Below are 19,146 nucleotides of genomic sequence, written 5' to 3'. Positions count from 1 at the left end.
ATTCATTTTTGATTGCTGGCAGGTTAAGCAATGGTTCAACCCCGGAGACTAGGGGTAGGGGACGCGACAGGGCGCGGGATCAGGGGCGCCGGTTCGCCTGAGGGGCAGAAGAGAGTTCTTGCGCAAAAATGCCTAGTTTCTTCAATCTGCTGGCATCGATGGGCATGCTGCTGACCATTCCGGTTGCTGCGCCTGTCGCCGGGCCGGAAGGCGATGCGCAATGGGCGGCGGCCACGATTCCGGCAGGCTCGCCCCTGTTCGATGAAGATTTTGGCCAGGGGCCATACGCGTCCTTCATCCTCGATGGCCTTGCCGATCAGGGGTGGGACCAGATGCGGATCGAACAGCGCATGATCATCCGCATCGCGCCGCGCCTGCCCAGCCAGATGTATGCCCCGATGCCGGCCGCACCGCAGCCTCCGCGCTTCTACGAGCGCAAGACCGACAAGTGCCTGCCCATCACCAACATTGCGGGTGTGCAGATCGAATCGCAGGACCGCCTGCTGCTGATCACGCGCAGCCGCAAGCTGATCGGCGCGAGCCTCGACAAGTCCTGCCGTGCGCGCGATTTCTATTCCGGCTTCTACGTCGAGCGGAACGAGGACGGGCAGCTTTGCGCAGGGCGCGACACCATCCATTCGCGGGCCGGGGCGAACTGCGCGATCACCAGGATGCGCGAACTTGTTCCCGATGATGACTGAACCCGCCTCTCGCGCGCGGATTTCTTGACTTTTCGGGCCATATCGTCATAGCGCGCTGACAGTGCTGGCGGCGTCTTGCAATGCAAGCTGTCCAGCGGGCGCGATAGTGATTGCGCCGCCTCTAGTTCTCGGAAAAATGCCTGCATGAAGTTTGCCGATCTCGGCCTCTCGGATGAATTGCTCCAGTCGGTGCTCGATGCCGGCTATGATGAGCCCACTCCGATCCAGGCGCAGGCAATTCCCGCCGTCCTGATGATGAAGGACATCATCGGCATCGCCCAGACCGGCACCGGCAAGACCGCCGGGTTCGTGCTGCCGATGATCGATATTCTCGCCCATGGCCGCCGTCGCGCGCTGATGCCGCGCTCGCTGATTCTCGAACCGACGCGCGAACTCGCCGCGCAGGTGGCCGAGAACTTCGAGAAGTACGGCAAGAACCACGACTTGAAGATGGCGCTGCTGATCGGTGGCGTGCAGATGGGCGATCAGGTCAAGGCGCTGTCCGAAGGCGTCGACGTGCTGATCGCCACGCCCGGCCGGTTGATGGACCTGTTCGAGCGCGGCAAGATCCTGCTCACCGGCTGCGAGATGCTGGTGATCGACGAGGCTGACCGCATGCTCGACATGGGCTTCATCCCGGATATCGAGACGATCTGCTCGCGCCTGCCGACGACGCGCCAGACGCTGCTGTTCTCGGCAACGATGCCGCCGCCGATCAAGAAGCTGGCCGACAAGTTCCTGTCGAACCCCAAGTCGATCGAAGTGGCGCGCCCTGCCGCCACGAACACCAACATCGCCCAGTTTAAGGTCCGCTGCACCTCGCGCCAGAAGCGCGAAGTGCTGCGCCAGCTGCTGCGCACCGACAACGTCACCACCGCCATCGTCTTCGCCAACCGCAAGACGACCGTGCGCGAACTCGCCAAGTCGCTGCAGCGCCACGGCTTTGCCGCCGGTGAAATCCACGGCGACATGGACCAGAGCGCGCGCAACGCCGAACTGCAGAAGTTCAAGGACGGCGACATCTCGATCCTCTGCGCCTCGGACGTCGCCGCGCGCGGGCTCGATGTGAAGGGCGTGAGCCACGTCTTCAACTTCGACACGCCCTGGCACCCGGACGACTACGTCCACCGCATCGGCCGCACCGGCAGAGGTGGAGCAACGGGCCGCGCCTTCACGCTGGTGGCATCCGAAGATGCCGAGGCGATCGACAACGTCGAGAAGCTGCAGGGCACCAAGATCCCCGAGTTCAAGCTCGAGATCGCCGAGAAGGTAGAACGCAAGCCCCGCGAGGCCAAGCCGGAGCGGAGCGAGGAAGAGCCGAAGCGCGAAAGCCGCCGTGAGCGTCCCGCGCGCGAGGAACGCAAGCCCCGCACCGAACGCGAACCGCGTGCAGAAGCCCGCCCGGAACGCGCCCCGCGCCGCGAACAGCACAGCTACCGCGACCACTCCGAACCGCCGTCGAAGCCGGGCGAGTGGAACGGGCCGATTCCGGAATTTCTGGCGGTTTCGGCGCTTTAGGCGCTGGTATGATCACGCAAGGTCTAGAAAATCTGCTCGGATGGTCTTCGGTCCGAAGTCCAAAAAATGGACTTCGATATTTGTTGCCTGAAGGCCAACGACCAGACCCAAACCAAATGTTGGGTGGTTGACTTTATCCTTCAAGCTAAATTTGGCCTTCGGTTGAGCTGTCTGAAGCTTTGCGTCCTTCTTCCGCTGCTTTTTGCTACGACTGGCTGAGGTGTTGAAGCCTTTTGCACGCAACTCATCCTGCTCGTGCATGATTTCTTGAAGGTCGCTTGTGTCTCGTGGTGCCTCGGCATCATCCGGGTGCGACAGAGGGAATCTCGGCCCCTGAATGATGGTCAGGCCATCATTTCGATTACTCCGACGCCCCATCTGATGCCCTCCATGTGAGAGTTTAGCTGGCCACCTTCACAAAGCTGTCAATCACGCGCTTGCGGCCACCGCCCTCGAAATCGATCTCCAGCTTGTTGCCTTCCTGCTCGGCCACGGTGCCATAGCCGAACTTCTCGTGGAACACGCGCGCGCCCACGCCGATGTCGCTGCGTGGCTTGGCGGCGAAGCTGGCGGCGCTGCGGGTGGGTTCGGCGATGCGGCGGGGGGCGGGGTTGAAGGTTTGCGCGGCGGCGCGTTGCCAACCGGGGCCGCGCGAGGCCGCTCGGCCAGCGTTGGCTTGGGCGACGTGGGCGAAGGGATCGTCGCGCTCGCTCCAGTTGGCGCGCCACATCGATGCGCCGCCTGACAGCGTGGTTTCCTCCTCGATGTGATCGGCGGGCAGTTCACCGATGAAGCGCGAGGGGATCGAACTGGTCCACTGGCCATAGATCTGGCGATTGGCGGCGTGGAGGATCGTGCAGCGCCTGCGGGCGCGGGTGATCGCGACGTAGGCGAGGCGGCGCTCCTCCTCAAGCGAGGCGAGGCCACCTTCGTCCAGCGAGCGCTGCGAGGGGAACACGCCTTCTTCCCAACCGGGCAGGAACACGTTGTCGAATTCCAGCCCCTTGGCGGCGTGGATGGTCATGATCGTGACCTTGTCCTCGTCGGCGGCGTTCTCGTTGTCCATGACGAGGCTGACGTGTTCGAGGAAGTCCCCCAGCGTCTCGTATTCCTCCATCGCGCGAGCGAGTTCGGTGAGGTTTTCGAGCCGTCCGGCGGCTTCGGCGGTCTTTTCAGCCTGCAGCGCGGCGGTGTAGCCGCTTTCGTCGAGGATCGTGCGGGCAAGTTCTGCCGGAACCAGCTGCTTCGCCGCATCGCGCCACCGGGCGAAATCCCGCATAAGGGCGGCGAGCGTGTTGCGGGCGCGGGCTGGCAGTTCGTCGGTATCGAGGATTTCGACCGCCGCCAGCGAGAGCGGAATGCTCCGCGCCCGCGCATGGCGGTGCAGCTTCTCCAAGGTCTTGTCGCCAAGGCCGCGCTTGGGCGTGTTGTAGATCCGCTCGAAGGCGAGATCGTCCTGCGGGCTGGCGATCTGGCGCAGATAGGCCAGCGCATCGCGGATTTCGGCGCGCTCGTAGAAGCGGAAGCCGCCGACGATGCGGTAGCCCATGCCGATCTGGATGAAGCGGTCTTCGATCGTGCGCGTCTGGAACTGGGCGCGGACGAGGATGGCGATGCGATCGAGCGGTGCGCCTTCGCGCTCCAGTCGCTCGATCTCCTCGCCGATCCGCCGCGCTTCTTCAGGCGCGTCCCACACGCCGATCACGCGAACCTTGTCGCCGCCGTCGACCTCGGTCCACAGCGTCTTGCCGAGGCGTTCGGAGTTCTCCGCGATCAGGCCCGAGGCCGCGCCGAGGATGTGCGGGGTGGAGCGGTAGTTCTGTTCGAGGCGGATCACCTTGGCGCCCGGAAAATCCTTCTCGAACCGCAGGATATTGGCGACTTCCGCGCCGCGCCAGGAATAGATCGACTGGTCGTCGTCCCCCACCACGCAGATGTTCTTGCGGTTCTGGGCCAGCAGGCGCAGCCACAGGTACTGCACCGCGTTGGTGTCCTGATACTCGTCCACCATCACGTACTTGAAGCGCTGCTGCCAGGATTCCAGCACCTCGCGCTCACGCCGGAAGATGTTGAGCATGTGCATCAAGAGGTCGCCGAAATCGCAGGCGTTCAACTCGCGCAGGCGGTTCTGGTAGAGCGCGTAGAAGCGCTGGCCCTTGCCGTTGGCATAGGCCTCGTTCTCCAGCGCATCGAGATCGCCGGGGTTCAGGCCGCGGTTCTTCCACTTGTCGATCAGGCCGGCGAGCTGCTTGGCTGGCCAGCGCTTGTCGTCCACGCCCTCGGCCACGATCAGCTGCTTGAGCAGGCGCAACTGGTCGTCGGTGTCGATGATCGTGAAGTTGCTTTGCAGGCCGACGAGTTCGGCATGGCGGCGCAGCATCTTGGCGGCGATGGAATGGAACGTACCGAGCCACGGCATGCCTTCCACCGCCGGGCCGATCAGGTTGCCGACCCGCTCGCGCATTTCGCGCGCGGCCTTGTTGGTGAAGGTCACGCACAGGATCTCGCTCGGCCAGGCGAGCCGCTGGCGCAGCAGATTGGCGAGGCGTGCCGTGAGCGCGGCGGTCTTTCCGGTGCCTGCGCCCGCCAGCATCAGCACCGGCCCTTCGGTCGTCGTCACCGCCTCGCGCTGGGGCGGATTGAGGCTGTCGAGCCAGCTCTGATCTTGATTCGCAATCTGGGACACCGGGGAACGGTTAGAGAACATTCCCCGATGTCACAAGGGTGCGAGAGGACCGGCTTCAGTCCTCGTAGTTCTCGTAATAGTCCGCGTTGTAATCGGAATGCTCATGGTAGGCGGCGGCCTTGTTATCCCGCTCGTTATGCTGCTTGAGCTCTTCCTTCTCGTACCATTTGCCGACCTTCTCCGAGGATTTCGACACCACGACAGCCGTGCCTGCGCCGATCATCGCGCAGGAACCCAGCCAGAGCAGGCCCAGACAACCCAGGCCCATAAGCACGTTGCGAAGCAGGTCAGTCACAAATCCCCCGAATCAATACCCGCGATATCGATAGCGCCGCTGCGGTTAACGCCGCGCTTCTCCGGCGATCCTGTCTGGCGCCCGCCCCGTCTCAGGTCCGGGAACCGCAGCGTGAAGCAACGCTTGGCCTGAGACTTCGGGTGCAAAAGAAGAATTCAGGAGAATCCAGATGCGAAACCTTTTTGCCGCGAGCGCGCTTGCGCTTGCTGTCGCGTCGGCCCCGGCCATCGTCTCGGCCCAGTCGACCACACCGCCCGCGCCATCGAGCACCACGTCAACGCCGGACAGCACTTCGCCAACGGGGCAGGACACCACTGCTCCGACGACGGCCACGGGCACGTTCTCTCCCACCCCGGACCAGCAACTGGTGATCGATGCATGGGCCGCAGAGCAGAAGGCCAAGTACAGCGCGTGGCCACCGACCTACCAGGAATATTTCTGGACGCTCGATACCGACCAGCAGAAGGGCTGGTGGGCGCTGACCGACGAACAGAAGGCGCAGATCTATGCCATGACGCCGGAACAGCGCACGCAGGTCTGGCCGTCGATCGTGGCGCAGATTTCGGGCCGCGCAGTGCCGTCCTCGGGCGCTACTCCGGCCCAGCCCAATCCCGGCATGGGCGAGCCCGCGACGCCTGCTACCCCTGCCGAACCGGCAACGCCTCCCTCGCGCGGGATGAGCAGCATGGATAGCAGCACAACCGGCAACATGACGCAGCCGCCCGCATCGGCGATGAACAAGAAGTACCCGGTGTGCAGCAAGACGGTGACCGACAGCTGCCGCAATCGTGGCGGCGTCTGAATCAGTCAGACATATGTTGGTCGAGAAGGGCGCCGGGCAACTGGCGCCCTTTTCGCGTTGGCAGCAGTTGACCGGCGCGGACGGCGGGCCAAAGAGCATGTCTGCGACAACAGGGGGAGAGCGCGCCGATGGATCCGATTCGCCAGCATGGCCGCGTGCTCACCGCCAGCCTCGTCGGCACGGCGGTGGAGTTCTACGACTTCTACATCTACGCCACGGCCGCGGCGCTGGTGATCGGCCCGCTTTTCTTCCCGACCGAATCCGAAGCCGCGCAGACGCTACTGTCGTTCATGACCTTCGGCCTCGCCTTCTTCGCGCGACCGGTGGGCGCCATCGCGTTCGGCCACTTCGGAGACCGCATCGGCCGCAAGTCCACGCTCGTCGCCTCGCTCATGCTGATGGGCGGATCGACCTTCCTGATCGCCTTCCTGCCCACTTACGCGATGGTCGGCTGGGTCGCGCCGGCACTGCTGTGCCTGCTGCGCTTCGGACAGGGCCTCGGCCTTGGCGGAGAGTGGGGCGGAGCATCGCTGCTCGCCGTGGAGAACGCACCGAGAGGATGGGAGGCGCGCTTCGGCAGTGCACCGCAGCTGGGCGCGCCGCTGGGCTTCCTCTGTGCCAATGGGCTGTTCCTGCTCCTCGGCAAGGGGCTTTCGGATGCCGACTTCGCCGCTTGGGGCTGGCGCGTGCCGTTTCTGGCAAGCGCGCTGCTGGTCGGTCTCGGCCTGTGGGTGCGGCTCAAGATTGGCGAGACGCCCGCCTTTCGTGAGGCGCTGGAGAAGGCGGAGCCGCCCAAGGTGCCGGTGGGCTCGCTGTTCCGCAATCACCTCGGCGCGGTGCTGGCCGGGATCGCGGGCGTGGTCGCGTGTTTTGCGATCTTCTACCTCGCGACGACTTTCGCGCTGTCCTTCGCCACGACCAAGCTGGGCTATGCCAAGCAGGAGTTCCTGAGCGTCCAGCTGGGCGCCAACACGTTCCTGGCGCTCGGCATCCTGATCGCTGGTTACTGGGCGGACAAGGCCTCCGCACGGCGCGTGCTGGGCACGGGTGCGGCACTCACGATCATCGTGGGCATGCTGTTCGGGACCGGGCTTGGCTCGTCCTCGCTGCCGGTGGTCTTTGCCACGCTGGCGAGCGCGCTGTTCGTGATGGGCCTCGCCTACGGACCGCTCGGCGCCTGGCTGCCGACGCTCTACCCGGTGGAAGTGCGCTACACGGGCATTTCGGTGGCGTTCAACATGGGCGGGATCATCGGCGGCGCATTGGCCCCGTTCGCAGCGGCATGGCTCGCCGGGGTTGGGGGCACGGCATACGTTGGGCTGTTCCTGACGCTGGCTGGCGCGATGACTCTGGCAGGCGTGCAGTTCTCGCCGAAGCGGGCTGCCTAGGACTTCAACCGCATCAGCGTGATCAGCGCCTTGCCGACCTTGCGCTCTGCATCGACCTCGCACACGCGCACGTCGGGCACTTCCTTGGCCGCCGTCTCGAGGCAGATCCACGTCGCCTCGCCGATCCAGCCAAGCCGGGTAAGCCGGTCGATCGCCACCGCGCCCGCGCCGGTGCCATAGGGTGGATCGAGCATGACGAGGTCGAGCGGCTGCTTGACCGGGCCGAGGCTGAGTACGGATGAAGCGCGCACGTCGCACTGCGGGGCACAGCGCAAGGCGGCGATATTCGCGCGGATCGTGCGGATCGCGCCTGCATCCTGTTCCACGAAGATCGCGGACGCCGCGCCGCGCGACAGCGCCTCAAGGCCGAGCGCGCCCGAGCCTGCGAACAGGTCAGCCACGGTCAGGTCCTCGAAGCTGCCAAGGCGGCTGGCGAGCATCGAGAACAGCGTCTCGCGCGTACGGTCGGCGGTGGGGCGGGTGGTGTCGCCCTCGGGCGCGCGCAGGGGGCGTCCGCGCCATTCTCCAGCGATAATCCTCATTTCGTCTTCAGCGTCTTGCGGAAGCGTTCGACCATGACTTGCGGTATCTCCTCGACGGAGCCGCGCTGCAGGTCGGCCAGTTCGAACGGACCATAGCTGATGCGCAGCAGGCGCGAGACTTCTAGGCCGAGGTGTTCGAGCACGCGCCGCACTTCGCGGTTCTTGCCCTCGGTCAGGGTCAGTTCGATCCACTTGTTGCGATTGGCGCTGCGCTCTAGATTGGCGTTGATCGGGCCATAGCGGACGCCGTCGATCTCGACGCCTTCCATCAGTTCCTCGAGCCGCGCCTGCGTGATGTCCCCGAACGTGCGGGCGCGGTAGGTGCGGGGGATGCCGGTGGAGGGCAGCTCCAGCGCGCGCTTCAACTCGCCGTCGTTGGTCATCAGCAACAGCCCCTCGGTATTCACGTCGAGGCGGCCGACCGGCATGACGCGCGGGGCGTCCTTGGGCATGGCATTGCGCAGGGCGGTGTAGATCGTCGGGCGTCCGGTCGGGTCGCGCTCTGCCGTGATCAGGCCTGCAGGCTTGTGGAAGCGGAACAGGCGCGGCGCGGCAATCGGGCCGACCATCTTGCCATCGACGCTTACGCCCTTGAGGCTGGTGAGCAGCGTGGCGGGGGTGGTGACCACCTCGTCGCCGATCTTGACGCGGCCTTCCTCGATCATGCGCTCCACTTCGCGGCGGCTGGCTATGCCGGCGCGGGCGAGCAGCTTGGCGATGCGGTCGCCCTCGCGCTCGGACCCGTCGGCGTTGGGGGCGCGCTTGGCAGGAACCACCGGCTGCGACGTGCGGGGCGCGCCGCTGCGCATCGAGAAAGGCTTCTTTTCAGGTGTGCCGGGCCGAGGGCTGAACCGCTTCGGCCGATCGCCACCGTTTCTTGGGGGAAAAGTCATGGGGCAGCCCTTACGCGAGAACGTGCAATCCGTCACCCCGAGTCATCTACCTCTGGCGCCGATGGAATAGGCCGCTAGTCTGCCAGCAACATTTGAGGGAGCGACTGCACCAATGAGCACCGAGGCCAGTGACCGGAACCTGTGGGACTCGGTGCGCCCCTATCTCGAGAAGGAATCGCTGGCCGCATTCTTCCTCGGCGTATCCTCTGGCTTCCCCTACGCCATGATCGGCGCGACGCTGACGACGCGGCTGGCGCAGGACGGGATCGACAAGAAGACGGTGACTGCCTTCACGCTGGCGTTTCTCGTCTACAACCTCAAGATTTTCTGGGCCTGGCTGGTCGATGGCGTGCATCTGCCGCTGCTGGGGCGGTTGGGGCAGCGCGTTTCGTGGATGCTGCTGGCGGGGTCGATGGTAATGGCTGCGGTCGCCAATCTGGCGCTGGTCGATCCGGCGGCGGACATCGGCGCTACCGTGCTGGCGGCGGTGCTGGTCGGCGTGGCGGGCGCGACGTTTGACATCGTGATCGACGCCTACCGCATCGAGACGCTGAAACCCTACCAGCTCGGCACCGGCTCGGGCATGAGCCAGTACGGCTGGCGCATCGGCTCGGCTGGCGCTGGCGCGCTGGCGCTGTTCATGGCGGCGCGTTCGGGGTGGAGCGCGGCCTATCTCGCCTGTGCGTTGTTCGCCCTGCCGGCCATGTTCACGGCGCTGATCCTGGGTGAGCCCGAACGCCACCGCGAACCGACCACGCGCAAAGGGGTGGGCGAGGTGATCGCCTCGATCATCGGCCCGTTCGGCGAGTTCTTCCGCCGCCACGGCGCTTGGCTGGTGCTGCTGTTCATCCTCGTCCACAAGGTGGGCGACACGCTGGCGAACCTCACTTTCCGCCTGCTGTTCGACGACCTTGGCTTCACCAATGACGAGATCGCACTGTGGGACGTCGGCGTGGGGTTCTGGGCCTACCTGATCGGCGTGTTCATCGGCGGCGTGGCTTACGCGAAGATGGGCCTCAAGCGCTCGGTCCTGCTGGCGCTGGTGCTGATGGCGGTTTCCAACCTGTCGTTCGCGGCGCTTGCTGCAGCGGGCCATTCCAACCTCGGCATGGCGGGCGCGATCGGGTTCGAGAACATCGCTTCAGGCTATGGCGGCGTCGTCGTCGTCGCCTACTTCTCGGCGCTGTGCGACTTGCGCTACACGGCAGCGCAATATGCCCTGATCTCCGCTGCCGCCAGCATCGTCGGGCGCTTTGCCACGGGAACGACCGCGGGGGCGCTGATCGAGAGCATGGGCTACGTGAACTTCTACCTGCTCACCACCGTGCTGGCGCTGCCGGGCATCGTGCTGTTCTGGTGGATGAGCCGCAGCGGGCTGGTCGACGCGGCGATGGGCACTGCGGGCGAAGACGAAGGCTAGTCGGGAATCTCTTCATTCAGCCGCAGCACTTCGCCTGCCAGATAGAGCGAGCCGACGATCAAAACATCGCCCTCGGGCGGTAGCGCTGCCAGCGCCTCGGGCACGGTCGCAAAGCTGCCAACCGGAAGGCTCGTGAACGGCGCGAAGTCTGCAGGTTTGTGCGCATCGTGTCCCGGAGCAGGCACGACCGAAATCGACAGGGCCCGGTCCGCCAGCGGCTTGAGGATCGCCGAAGGGTCCTTGTTCGCCAGCATGCCCATGATCAGGTGTACCGGCGGCTGGCTTTCGAGATGCCGCGCGATGGCACGCCCGGCATCGGGGTTGTGCCCGCCATCGAGCCAGACGGTGCGCCCGCCTGCCAAGTCTGTCAGCGGACCATGCCCCAGACGCTGCAACCGCGCAGGCCAGCGTGCATCGACAATACCCTTGCCCACTGCGCCCAATGTCACCTGCACCGCCCGTTGGTGGCGGATCATCGCGACGGCCAGCGCTGCGTTCTCGGCCTGATGCGTGCCGGGCAGCGCGGGAAGGGGCAGCGGCAATTCGCCGTGCGCGTCGCGATAGAGGATGGAACCCGCGATCTCGGCATCCCAATCCCGCCCGCGCATGACCAACGGCGCGCCGATCCGTGCTGCCGTCTCGGCCACCGAATCCGCGGCAATCTGCGGATAGGCCATCGTCACCAGCGGCACGCCGGGCTTGGCGATGCTTGCCTTTTCGAACGCAATTCGAGCGAGCGGGTCGGTCGGCACGCCGTCTTCGGGTGCGAGCAGGAACGCTTCGTGGTCGAAGCCCAGCGTCGCGATACCGCACACCGCCGCAGTCGGCATCACGTTGGTCGCGTCGAGCCTGCCGCCGAGGCCGGTCTCGATAACGCAAGCATCGGCCGGGGTTCGGGCATAGGCGAGGAACGTGGCGACGGTCGTCACCTCGAAGAAGCTGGGCTCCAGCCCTTCGCCCGCGTCCAGCACTTCCTTGAGCAGCGCGGCGAGCAGCTCGTCCTCGATCAGCTTGCCGGCGATGCGGATGCGCTCGTTGTAGCGGACGAGATGCGGCTTGGTGGCGGAATGGACCGTCAGTCCTTCAGCCTCGAGAATGTACCGCAGGTAGCTGCAGGTCGAACCCTTGCCGTTGGTCCCGGCAACATGGAACACCGGCGGCAAGCGGTTCTGCGGATTGCCGACGCGTTCGCAAAGCTCGCGCACAGTATCGAGGCCGAGCCGCCCCGATGGCAGCGAAAGCGCGCCAAGCCGGTCAAGCTGCGCCTGAACCGCCTTGTTCTCGGAGATCGCGAAGTCCTTCATCGAAGGCTCCGATCAGGCCGCCGCCTTGCCCGCCATCAGGTAGTCGATCACTTGCGCCAGCGTGACCTTCAGGTCGCGGCGGTGCGTCACCATGTCGACCATGCCGTGCGCGTGGAGATATTCGGCGCGCTGGAAACCTTCGGGCAGCTTCTCGCGGATCGTGTCCTGGATGACGCGCTGTCCGGCAAAGCCGATCAGCGCACCCGGCTCGGCAATCTGCACGTCGCCGAGCATCGCATAGGACGCGGTGACGCCGCCGGTCGTCGGGTCGGTCAGCACCACGATATAGGGCAGGCCCGCTGCGTGAAGGCGTGCAATCGCAACGGTAGAACGCGGCATCTGCATCAGCGAGAGGATGCCTTCCTGCATGCGCGCACCACCTGCTGCGGTGACGGCGATGTAAGGGCACTTCTCCCTGATCGCACGCTCGGTGCCGGCGATGAAGGCGTTGCCCACGGCCATGCCCATCGAGCCGCCCATGAACGCGAATTCCTGCACACCGACGACGGCCTTCTGGCCCTCGATCCGCCCGAACGCATTGGTCAGCGCATCGGCGTGGGGGTTTGCTGCGCGGGCAGCCTTCAGGCGGTCGACGTACTTCTTGCTGTCGCGGAACTTGAGCGGGTCTTCCTTGACCTTCGGCGCGGGCAGCAGTTCGTAGCCAGCATCAAGCAGCTGGTCGAACCGTGCGTCGGCGCCAATGCGGCCGTGGTGGTCGCAATGCGGGCAGACCGAGAGGTTGTCCTCGTACTCCTTGGTGAACAGCATCTCGCTGCACGAAGGGCACTTGATCCACAGGTTGTCGGGGGTGTCCCGCTTCGGCGTGAAGGGGAGGGCGTTACGGACCTTGTTGAGCCAACTCATGCCCGAAAATCCTTACAATGCGCCCTTGCGGGCAGAGTGGACGGCAGCGGCCAGCGCGGCGGTCAATTCCTTCACCGGGCCAGCAGCATCCGCGCCGTGCTTGGCGACAAGGTCGACCAGCGCCGATCCGACGACGACGCCGTCGGCAACCTTGGCGATCGCCTCGGCCTGTTCGGGCGTGCGCACGCCGAAGCCGACGGCAACCGGGATCGCCGCCGAAGCCTTGATCCGCGCCACGGCTTCATCAATCGAGGCCTGCGCTGCTTGCTGCATGCCGGTGATCCCGGCGACCGAGACGTAATAGAGAAAGCCGGACGAGCCTTCGAGCACGGCGGGCAGCCGGGCATGGTCCGTCGTCGGCGTGGCGAGGCGGATCAGCGACACGCCTGCCGTGCGCAGGGCGGGCCCAAGCTCCGGGTCTTCCTCGGGCGGAATGTCGACGCAGATCACGCCATCGACGCCAGCCTTGACGCATTCGGCGGCGAACCAGTCGGCCCCACGGATCGTCATCGGATTGGCATAGCCCATCAGCACCAGCGGCACTTCGGGATGACGCGCGCGAAACTCGCTGGCGATGCGCAGGATGTCGGCAGTCTTGGTGCCCGCGCCGAGCGAGCGCAGGTTCGCCAGCTGGATGGCCGGACCATCGGCCATCGGATCGGTGAAGGGCATGCCCAGCTCGATCACGTCCGCACCACCTTCGACGAGCGCGTCGAGGATGGAGGCGGTGGCGTCAGGCGTCGGATCACCGCCGGTGACGAAGGTGACTAGCGCGGGGCGTCCCTTGGCGAAGGCGTTGGACAAACGGCTCACAGCGAAACCCCCAGGTGCTCCGCCACGGAAAAGATGTCCTTGTCGCCCCGTCCGCAGAGGTTGGCGAGGATGATCTGGTCCTTGCCCATCGTTGGCGCGACCTTCTTGACTGCCGCGATGGCGTGGGCAGGTTCGAGCGCGGGGATGATGCCTTCGGTGCGGCAGAGCAGCTGGAAGCCGTCGAGCGCCTCCTTGTCGGTCACCGAGGTGTAGTCCACGCGGCCGATTTCCTTGAGCCACGAGTGCTCAGGCCCGATGCCGGGATAGTCGAGGCCCGCCGAGATCGAGTGGCCTTCGGTGATCTGGCCGTCCTCGTCCTGCAGAAGATAGGTCTTGTTGCCGTGGAGGATGCCGGGGCGTCCGCCTGCCAGCGAAGCGGCGTGCTCCTTGTCCAGCCCATGCCCCGCCGCTTCGACACCGAGCATCTTGACGCTGGCATCGTCGAGGAACGGGTGGAACAGGCCGATGGCGTTCGATCCGCCCCCGATCGCGGCGACCAGCAGGTCGGGCAGGCGGCCGATGCGGTTGAGCATCTGCGCGCGCGCTTCCTTGCCGATCACGCTCTGGAAATCGCGGACCAGTTCCGGGTAGGGGTGCGGACCAGCGGCAGTGCCGATGATGTAGAACGTGTTGTGGACGTTCGCGACCCAGTCGCGCAGCGCCTCGTTCATCGCGTCCTTGAGCGTGCCCGCGCCCGCGGTCACCGGCACGACTTCCGCGCCGAGCAGCTTCATGCGGAACACGTTGGGCTTCTGCCGCTCCACGTCGGTTGCGCCCATGAAGATCACGCAAGGCAGGCCGAAGCGCGCGCAGACCGTGGCGGTGGCGACGCCGTGCTGGCCGGCGCCGGTCTCGGCGATGATCCGCGTCTTGCCCATGCGCATGGCGAGCAGGATCTGGCCGATGCAGTTGTTGATCTTGTGCGCGCCGGTGTGGTTCAGCTCGTCGCGCTTGAACCAGACCTGTGCGCCGCCCAGTTCCTCGGTGAGGCGGGGCGCAAAATAGAGCGGGCTCGGGCGGCCGACATAGTGTTCGAGCAGGTCGTCGAACTCGGCCTGGAATGCCGGGTCGGCCTTGGCCTTGCGATATTCCTGCTCGAGATCGAGGATCAGCGGCATCAGCGTTTCGGCGACATAGCGGCCACCGAACTGACCGAAATGGCCGCGTTCGTCGGGCTGGTTGCGGAAGCTGTTGGGAGTCTGCGCGTTCATGGCCCCGCGCTTGGCAGAGCGTTACGGGAAAGTCCAGATTTGCAATGCCTGCACCTTTGGGGCAGGGGCGGTGCAAGGCTCCGATGCTGCATTGCGGCAACCTGCACGATCCGTTCATGTGCGGGCAATCTCGGGCAGACTAGAGCGCTCTGGCAACGTCGTGAAGGCGGCTCCGAAAGGGGTCGCCTTTTGCCGTTATAATAATGGCCAAGTAAATCGCAAAAGTAACGGCTTTTGTTAGTCTGCCGAATGTTGCAGCTTTGTCACAACTCCTCTGCCATTTGAATTGTATGTGATTTTCGTCATTGTCAGCGAAATGGCACGGACCTACCTGATCCCTCGCCACCTTCACAGAAGGGGCCAAAAAGTCAGGAGTAAAATCTATGCGTCTGGTTCTTATCTCTCTCGCAGCCTCGCTTGTTGCTGCTACCCCGGCTCTCGCCAACGAAGCTCGCGTCGAAGCACGCGGCGGTGTTGCCTGGAGCAACGGTGACAGCGAAGCGATCGCTGGCGTTGCCGCTGGTTACGACTACGACCTCGGTTCGACCGCGTTCGTCGGCGCCGAAATCTCGGCCGACAAGATCCTTGACGGTGCGGCCAACCGCGTTGGCGTCGGCTTCAGCGGCCGCGTTGGTGCGAAGATCGCCGAAGTCGGCAAGCTCTACGCTGTGGGCGGTTACACCACCAAGTTCTGCGAACTCTGCGACGGCACCTGGACTGCAGGCGCTGGCTACCAGCACTCGTTCGGCAAGCTCTATGGCAAGGTCGAATACCGTCACTTCTTCGTGAAGGACAGCACGATCGACGTTGACGCTGTGGCCGTCGGCCTCGGCGTGAAGTTCTGATCGAACGCACGCGACAAGCGAAATGAAGCGGGCGGCCTCGGAAGAGGTCGCCTCTTTTTCGTTCAGGCGGTGCGGGCGTTGAAGCAGAACGTCCGGATGCGGTCCGCGTCCTTGACGCCGGGCGCGCTTTCCACGCCGGAAGACACGTCGACCAGCGTCGTCCCGGTCCCGCGCACGGCATCCGCCACGTTGGCAGGAGACAGGCCGCCAGCGAGGCCCCACGGCAGCGGCCCTTTGTACGCGCGCAGCAGGTCCCAGTCGAACGCAAGGCCAAGGCCCCCGGGCAGCGCCGCGCCCTTGGGCGTCTTGGCATCGAACAGGATAAAGTCGGCCACCCCGGCAAAGGCATCGGCCTGGGCCACATCGCCGGGTCCCGCCACGGAAATCACCTTCCACACCGGCTTGCCGAAACGGGCACGGATCGCGGCGGCGCGGCCTGCGTTTTCCTTGCCGTGCAACTGGATGGCGTCCAGCCTCGCCGCTGCCACGGCATCGCCCAGCGCGGCGTCGTCGGCATCGACGAACACGCCAACGCGCATGAGTTTGCCTTCGGCCTGTGCGGCAAGGGCAGGGGCATCCGCCAGTTTCAGAAAGCGCGGCGAGGGCGGGAAAAAGTTGAAGCCGACATGGCTCGCGCGCGCCTCTACAGTGGCGGCAAGCGCTTCGCGGGTGGTCACCCCGCAGATCTTGATCGAAGGTCCGGGCATCGGCGGCGCGTTACGGGGAACGCGCCGCTCGTGTCAATCAGGCCGCAAGTTGGGCGTCAGGGTGCCAGTTCGTAGCTGACGTTGACCGTGACGGTCATTTCCAGCTCGCCCGCGGCGACCGGCGATGCCTTCGGGGCAGAGGCCATTTCCGCGCGCGCGAACATGATCGGCGGCTGCGGCGGCGGGGCCCAGCCACCGTTTTCGCTGATCGAAAGAATGCGTACCACGCGCAGGCCGGCAGCCTTGGCGTAGAGATCGGCGCGCGCCCGCGCCTTGGTCATCGCCGCCACCCGCGCTTCGTCCAGCGCGCCCTCGGGGCTGTCGATCATGAAGCTCGGGCCGTTGACCTGGTTGGCCCCTGCCGAGACCAGCGTGTCGATCACCCTGCCATACTGGTCGAGCTTGCGCTGGCGGACCGAAACCTGATTGGTTGCCTGATAGCCGATGATCACCGGGTCCTGCTGCTCATAGGAGCCGTCGGGCAGGCGCTTGGGCTGGCCATAGACCGGGTTCACCGAAAGGTTGCTGGTCTGGATGTCGCGCTCGGCGATACCCGCCTTCTTCAGCGCTGCGATCACCGCGGTCATGCGCTGGGCATTCTCGGTCAGAGCCTCCGCCGCCGTCTTGCCCTGCGTGGTGACACCGGCATTGAACACGGCGAGGTCCGGGGGCCGGGCCACCTTGCCCTCGGCCGCAATGCTCAGCAGCGTGTTGCCGGCGGCGACCACCGGGCCAGCGGAAACGGTCTGGGCATGGGCGCTCGGCGCCATGGCTGCGCCAGCCAGCGCAGCAAGCGGCAGCGCGGCAAGAAGGGGTGCGGATCTGAAGAACTTCACGGGGCTGTCTCCTGTTGGTTGCAGCAAAACTTGCCCAGTCCAACTGTCGCACACCTGAACTGGTGCCCGTTCAAACGCGAAACGCGGGATTAATCCTTCGCGGTTATGTGATGTTCATGTTGGTGAGGGGGAATGGATGAAGCGTGCCCGACTGATTCTTGGTGTTGCGCTGGCGGGTCTGCTGGCCGGCTGCGCTGCCGAGCCCGACGAATATCCGCTGAGCCGCAAGCAGGCTTATGACAAGCTGCTCTCCGCCCGGATCGAATCCTCGGGCGACGGGCCGTTCTTCCGCTTGCGGACCACGATCACCGGCAATGGCGGCTCCGAAGTGACCTATGACGCGCTCGGCGACATGGCGCACCGCATCTGCCACATGCACCTGACCGAGCTTGAGCCCGAGCGGACCAAGGTCAAGGTGACCTGCGAGGGCGGCGGTGCGGGCGAAGGCGCGGCGGCGGGCATGGCCCACAACATGATCCGCAACCGCGTGATCGAACTGGTCGATGCCACGCTCAAGGACCGCCCGTTCGATCCCGAGCTTGCGGGAGGCGCGACGGCCTATCGCTGGCCGGGCGACGGGGTCGACGGCAGCTTCGCCGGAGCCGCCGGCAAGGCGCTCAAACAGGATGCGGAAATGCACCGCGACATGGCGGAAGCCGAGCAGGCCGCGCGCGAATCACAGGCCGAGGCACCGGGCGAATACGTGGATTCCGGAGCGGGCCTCGACCCAGCGCCCGAGCAGTAAAGGTCAGCCGAGCGCACGCTCGAGCACGACCATGCGGAACGGTACGGCCCTTTCATAGGGAAAGGGCCGCGTCTCGCCACTGCGCGCGTATCCCCGGCGCTCGTAGTAGGCGATCAGCTCGGGGCGTGCGTCGATCACGGTCATTTCCATGACCTTGGCGCCGAATTCTTCCGCCGCCATGTCCTCTGCATCGGCAATCAGCGCCCGCCCGAGGCCCTCTGCCTGCAGATCTGGATCGACGCAGAGCATCCCGAGATAGGCGCGGCCATCGCCGACGTCGGTGATCGTCACCGTGCCTGCGAGCGCACCCTCGATCTCAGCCACCAGAACGCGGCAATCGGGCGCAGCAATGTTGGCGGTAAGTTCCTCGTCGCTGGTCCGCTCGTCATCGAGCAGGTCCGCTTCGGAGGTCCACCCGCGCTTCGAGCTTTCGCCGCGATAGGCCTTCTCGACCAGCGCCCGCAGCGCCGGGACGTCCCCCGCCTTGGCCAACCGGAAGCGGATCATCGGATCAGAGCGTGGCTTCGATCGCGCGCGCGGCGGCAACCGGGTCATCGGCGCGGCTGATCGGGCGGCCGATCACCAGCACGCTCGCGCCCGCATCGCGCGCGGCGCGCGGCGTGACGGCGCGCTTCTGGTCGCCCAGCGTGGCATCGGCGGGGCGCAGGCCGGGCACGACGAAGAAGCCCTTCTTCCAGCGCTTGTGAATCGCGCCAACTTCATGGCCCGAGCAGACAATGCCGTCGAGCCCGGCTTCCTGGGCGAGGTCAGCAAGGCGCAGCGCCTGGTCGTAGGCCGAACCGCCCACGCCCATCGCCGCCATGTCGCCATCGTCCAGGCTGGTCAGTACGGTCACGGCGACGACCTTGCAGTTCTCGCCCGCCGCAGCCTTGGCATCTTCCATCATCGCGCGCCCGCCGCCAGCGTGGATCGTCACGATCGAGGGTTCGAGCACGTGGATCGACTGCATCGCGCCCGCGACGGTGTTCGGGATGTCATGCAGCTTGAGATCGAGGAAGATCGGCAGGCCTACCTTGGCCACTTCGTGCACGCCGTGATGGCCGTGCGCGCAGAAGAACTCGAGGCCCAGCTTCAGCCCGCCGACGTGGCCCTTGACCTTCTGGGCAAGCGCAATCGCGGCATCGAGGCGGGGCAGGTCGAGGGCAAGGTAGATCGGGTTGCTCACGGGGTCTCGCTCTTGAGTGTGTCTGCGCCGCGCGCAGCTTCGAGATTGGTCGAGGACAGCGAAGGCGCGGCCTTCGCGCCCAGCGATGCCTCGAGGTTGGCAATGCGCCGCAGCAGGCGCCAGCGCGTCGTCCGGTACAGCAGCCAGGTCGGCAAGAGGCCGAGCAGGAAGGCGAGGATCACCAGCGCAGGCAGGCGGGTCTCCAGCAGCAGGCCTTCCCAGATGCGTACTTCCACCGGCTGCCAGTTGGCAGCAGTGAACGCAGCGAGCACCGCCACGACGAGAACCCAGAAAACCGTGCGCAGCATTCGCATGCCTTTCGCTCCAAGAGCCACCCGTCCTGCCCGATTGATTAGGACAGGTTAAGTCTCTTGGCGAGTCCCGGCAACT

21 protein-coding genes are annotated in these 19,146 nt (G+C 65.6%); 7 read left to right on the top strand and 14 right to left on the bottom strand.

Annotation, left to right across the window (positions count from 1 at the left end; all coding sequences use genetic code 11):
• Positions 1 to 128 precede the first annotated feature (128 nt).
• Together I2488_RS17220 and I2488_RS17215 are read left to right on the top strand one after the other, a co-directional pair.
• Positions 129 to 701, top strand: a complete 573-nt coding sequence (locus I2488_RS17220) for a hypothetical protein (RefSeq protein ID WP_196277036.1) — start codon at positions 129 to 131, stop codon at positions 699 to 701.
• A 144-nt stretch (positions 702 to 845) separates the two neighbouring features.
• Positions 846 to 2,219: a DEAD/DEAH box helicase gene (locus tag I2488_RS17215; RefSeq protein WP_196277035.1), complete on the top strand. Its 1,374-nt coding sequence runs from the start codon at positions 846 to 848 to the stop codon at positions 2,217 to 2,219.
• A gap of 12 nt (positions 2,220 to 2,231) precedes the next feature.
• Here the strand turns inward: I2488_RS17215 and I2488_RS17210 are convergent, their stop codons facing one another.
• Genes I2488_RS17210 through I2488_RS17200 form a run of 3 tightly spaced genes read right to left on the bottom strand, consistent with a single transcriptional unit; the run spans position 2,232 to position 5,200 of the window.
• Complete coding sequence (locus tag I2488_RS17210; RefSeq protein ID WP_196277034.1) at positions 2,232 to 2,597, bottom strand: hypothetical protein; 366 nt, start codon at positions 2,595 to 2,597, stop codon at positions 2,232 to 2,234.
• A 22-nt stretch (positions 2,598 to 2,619) separates the two neighbouring features.
• Positions 2,620 to 4,905 (bottom strand): ATP-dependent helicase, encoded by a 2,286-nt coding sequence (locus tag I2488_RS17205; RefSeq protein WP_343071106.1) that lies wholly within the window; start codon positions 4,903 to 4,905, stop codon positions 2,620 to 2,622.
• A gap of 55 nt (positions 4,906 to 4,960) precedes the next feature.
• Positions 4,961 to 5,200, bottom strand: a complete 240-nt coding sequence (locus I2488_RS17200) for a hypothetical protein (protein ID WP_196277032.1) — start codon at positions 5,198 to 5,200, stop codon at positions 4,961 to 4,963.
• A 169-nt stretch (positions 5,201 to 5,369) separates the two neighbouring features.
• On the opposite strand from I2488_RS17200, the gene I2488_RS17195 reads away from it, so the two are divergent.
• Complete coding sequence (locus I2488_RS17195; RefSeq protein WP_196277071.1) at positions 5,370 to 6,002, top strand: hypothetical protein; 633 nt, start codon at positions 5,370 to 5,372, stop codon at positions 6,000 to 6,002.
• Positions 6,003 to 6,130: 128 nt separating this feature from the next.
• Positions 6,131 to 7,390 (top strand): MFS transporter, encoded by a 1,260-nt coding sequence (locus I2488_RS17190; RefSeq protein WP_196277031.1) that lies wholly within the window; start codon positions 6,131 to 6,133, stop codon positions 7,388 to 7,390.
• Here I2488_RS17190 and rsmD read toward each other — a convergent pair.
• Together rsmD and I2488_RS17180 are read right to left on the bottom strand one after the other, a co-directional pair.
• A complete protein-coding gene (rsmD, locus tag I2488_RS17185; protein WP_039334304.1) occupies positions 7,387 to 7,932 on the bottom strand; it encodes a 16S rRNA (guanine(966)-N(2))-methyltransferase RsmD in 546 nt (181 codons plus the stop codon). The two genes, I2488_RS17190 and rsmD, sit on opposite strands and share 4 nt — an antisense overlap.
• Complete coding sequence (locus tag I2488_RS17180; protein WP_246465743.1) at positions 7,929 to 8,741, bottom strand: pseudouridine synthase; 813 nt, start codon at positions 8,739 to 8,741, stop codon at positions 7,929 to 7,931. The genes rsmD and I2488_RS17180 overlap by 4 nt, the downstream gene beginning before the upstream one ends.
• Before the next feature lie 196 nt (positions 8,742 to 8,937).
• Here I2488_RS17180 and I2488_RS17175 point away from each other — a divergent pair, with 196 nt between their 5' ends.
• Entirely contained in the window at positions 8,938 to 10,245 is a 1,308-nt protein-coding gene (locus I2488_RS17175) for an AmpG family muropeptide MFS transporter (RefSeq protein ID WP_196277029.1), read from the top strand.
• On the opposite strand, the gene I2488_RS17170 is transcribed toward I2488_RS17175, so the two are convergent.
• Genes I2488_RS17170 through trpB form a run of 4 tightly spaced genes read right to left on the bottom strand, consistent with a single transcriptional unit; the run spans position 10,242 to position 14,437 of the window.
• The gene (locus tag I2488_RS17170; protein ID WP_196277028.1) at positions 10,242 to 11,549 is read right to left on the bottom strand and encodes a bifunctional folylpolyglutamate synthase/dihydrofolate synthase; all 1,308 of its coding nucleotides are present in this window, start codon (positions 11,547 to 11,549) and stop codon (positions 10,242 to 10,244) included. The two genes, I2488_RS17175 and I2488_RS17170, sit on opposite strands and share 4 nt — an antisense overlap.
• Before the next feature lie 12 nt (positions 11,550 to 11,561).
• On the bottom strand, positions 11,562 to 12,413 hold the full coding sequence (gene accD / locus I2488_RS17165; RefSeq protein ID WP_196277027.1) for an acetyl-CoA carboxylase, carboxyltransferase subunit beta: 852 nt from the start codon (positions 12,411 to 12,413) through the stop codon (positions 11,562 to 11,564).
• A gap of 12 nt (positions 12,414 to 12,425) precedes the next feature.
• Positions 12,426 to 13,226, bottom strand: coding sequence for a tryptophan synthase subunit alpha (gene trpA, locus I2488_RS17160; RefSeq protein WP_196277026.1), 801 nt, complete (start codon positions 13,224 to 13,226; stop codon positions 12,426 to 12,428).
• Positions 13,223 to 14,437: a tryptophan synthase subunit beta gene (gene trpB / locus I2488_RS17155; RefSeq protein WP_196277025.1), complete on the bottom strand. Its 1,215-nt coding sequence runs from the start codon at positions 14,435 to 14,437 to the stop codon at positions 13,223 to 13,225. Before trpB ends, trpA begins: the two co-directional genes overlap by 4 nt.
• Before the next feature lie 383 nt (positions 14,438 to 14,820).
• Here trpB and I2488_RS17150 point away from each other — a divergent pair, with 383 nt between their 5' ends.
• Positions 14,821 to 15,282 carry a hypothetical protein gene (locus I2488_RS17150; RefSeq protein WP_196277024.1) on the top strand — a complete coding sequence of 154 codons (462 nt, stop codon included), beginning with the start codon at positions 14,821 to 14,823 and terminating at the stop codon, positions 15,280 to 15,282.
• Positions 15,283 to 15,344: 62 nt separating this feature from the next.
• On the opposite strand, the gene I2488_RS17145 is transcribed toward I2488_RS17150, so the two are convergent.
• Together I2488_RS17145 and I2488_RS17140 are read right to left on the bottom strand one after the other, a co-directional pair.
• Positions 15,345 to 15,989, bottom strand: coding sequence for a phosphoribosylanthranilate isomerase (locus tag I2488_RS17145; protein WP_196277023.1), 645 nt, complete (start codon positions 15,987 to 15,989; stop codon positions 15,345 to 15,347).
• 56 nt (positions 15,990 to 16,045) lie between these two features.
• Positions 16,046 to 16,759, bottom strand: a complete 714-nt coding sequence (locus tag I2488_RS17140) for an SIMPL domain-containing protein (protein WP_196277070.1) — start codon at positions 16,757 to 16,759, stop codon at positions 16,046 to 16,048.
• 202 nt (positions 16,760 to 16,961) lie between these two features.
• Between I2488_RS17140 and I2488_RS17135 the strand changes: the two genes are divergently transcribed.
• A complete protein-coding gene (locus I2488_RS17135; protein ID WP_196277022.1) occupies positions 16,962 to 17,570 on the top strand; it encodes a hypothetical protein in 609 nt (202 codons plus the stop codon).
• Between the two features lie 3 nt (positions 17,571 to 17,573).
• Here the strand turns inward: I2488_RS17135 and I2488_RS17130 are convergent, their stop codons facing one another.
• From I2488_RS17130 to I2488_RS17120, 3 genes are read right to left on the bottom strand one after another with little or no spacing between them, the layout of a single operon-like run.
• Positions 17,574 to 18,077 (bottom strand): GNAT family N-acetyltransferase, encoded by a 504-nt coding sequence (locus I2488_RS17130; RefSeq protein WP_196277021.1) that lies wholly within the window; start codon positions 18,075 to 18,077, stop codon positions 17,574 to 17,576.
• A 4-nt stretch (positions 18,078 to 18,081) separates the two neighbouring features.
• Complete coding sequence (gene pyrF / locus I2488_RS17125; RefSeq protein WP_196277020.1) at positions 18,082 to 18,756, bottom strand: orotidine-5'-phosphate decarboxylase; 675 nt, start codon at positions 18,754 to 18,756, stop codon at positions 18,082 to 18,084.
• The gene (locus I2488_RS17120) at positions 18,753 to 19,064 is read right to left on the bottom strand and encodes a DUF1049 domain-containing protein (protein WP_246465742.1); all 312 of its coding nucleotides are present in this window, start codon (positions 19,062 to 19,064) and stop codon (positions 18,753 to 18,755) included. Before I2488_RS17120 ends, pyrF begins: the two co-directional genes overlap by 4 nt.
• Positions 19,065 to 19,146: the final 82 nt, after the last annotated feature.

Origin of the sequence: Novosphingobium jiangmenense, from assembly GCF_015694345.1 — a bacterium.
Taxonomy (GTDB): Bacteria; Pseudomonadota; Alphaproteobacteria; order Sphingomonadales; family Sphingomonadaceae; genus Novosphingobium; species Novosphingobium jiangmenense.
Note: the sequence above shows the minus strand (reverse complement) of the source record. Positions and strands in the feature narration are given on the sequence as shown.

Coding starts and splice junctions, on each gene's coding strand:
- I2488_RS17220 (WP_196277036.1), top strand. CDS start 129: ATGCCTAGTTTCTTCAATCTGCTGGCATCGATGGGCATGCTGCTGACC.
- I2488_RS17215 (WP_196277035.1), top strand. CDS start 846: ATGAAGTTTGCCGATCTCGGCCTCTCGGATGAATTGCTCCAGTCGGTG.
- I2488_RS17210 (WP_196277034.1), bottom strand. CDS start 2,597: ATGGGGCGTCGGAGTAATCGAAATGATGGCCTGACCATCATTCAGGGG.
- I2488_RS17195 (WP_196277071.1), top strand. CDS start 5,370: ATGCGAAACCTTTTTGCCGCGAGCGCGCTTGCGCTTGCTGTCGCGTCG.
- I2488_RS17190 (WP_196277031.1), top strand. CDS start 6,131: ATGGATCCGATTCGCCAGCATGGCCGCGTGCTCACCGCCAGCCTCGTC.
- rsmD (WP_039334304.1), bottom strand. CDS start 7,932: ATGAGGATTATCGCTGGAGAATGGCGCGGACGCCCCCTGCGCGCGCCC.
- I2488_RS17180 (WP_246465743.1), bottom strand. CDS start 8,741: ATGCGCAGCGGCGCGCCCCGCACGTCGCAGCCGGTGGTTCCTGCCAAG.
- I2488_RS17175 (WP_196277029.1), top strand. CDS start 8,938: ATGAGCACCGAGGCCAGTGACCGGAACCTGTGGGACTCGGTGCGCCCC.
- I2488_RS17170 (WP_196277028.1), bottom strand. CDS start 11,549: ATGAAGGACTTCGCGATCTCCGAGAACAAGGCGGTTCAGGCGCAGCTT.
- accD (WP_196277027.1), bottom strand. CDS start 12,413: ATGAGTTGGCTCAACAAGGTCCGTAACGCCCTCCCCTTCACGCCGAAG.
- trpB (WP_196277025.1), bottom strand. CDS start 14,437: ATGAACGCGCAGACTCCCAACAGCTTCCGCAACCAGCCCGACGAACGC.
- I2488_RS17150 (WP_196277024.1), top strand. CDS start 14,821: ATGCGTCTGGTTCTTATCTCTCTCGCAGCCTCGCTTGTTGCTGCTACC.
- I2488_RS17145 (WP_196277023.1), bottom strand. CDS start 15,989: ATGCCCGGACCTTCGATCAAGATCTGCGGGGTGACCACCCGCGAAGCG.
- I2488_RS17140 (WP_196277070.1), bottom strand. CDS start 16,759: ATGGCGCCGAGCGCCCATGCCCAGACCGTTTCCGCTGGCCCGGTGGTC.
- I2488_RS17135 (WP_196277022.1), top strand. CDS start 16,962: ATGAAGCGTGCCCGACTGATTCTTGGTGTTGCGCTGGCGGGTCTGCTG.
- I2488_RS17130 (WP_196277021.1), bottom strand. CDS start 18,077: ATGATCCGCTTCCGGTTGGCCAAGGCGGGGGACGTCCCGGCGCTGCGG.
- I2488_RS17120 (WP_246465742.1), bottom strand. CDS start 19,064: ATGCTGCGCACGGTTTTCTGGGTTCTCGTCGTGGCGGTGCTCGCTGCG.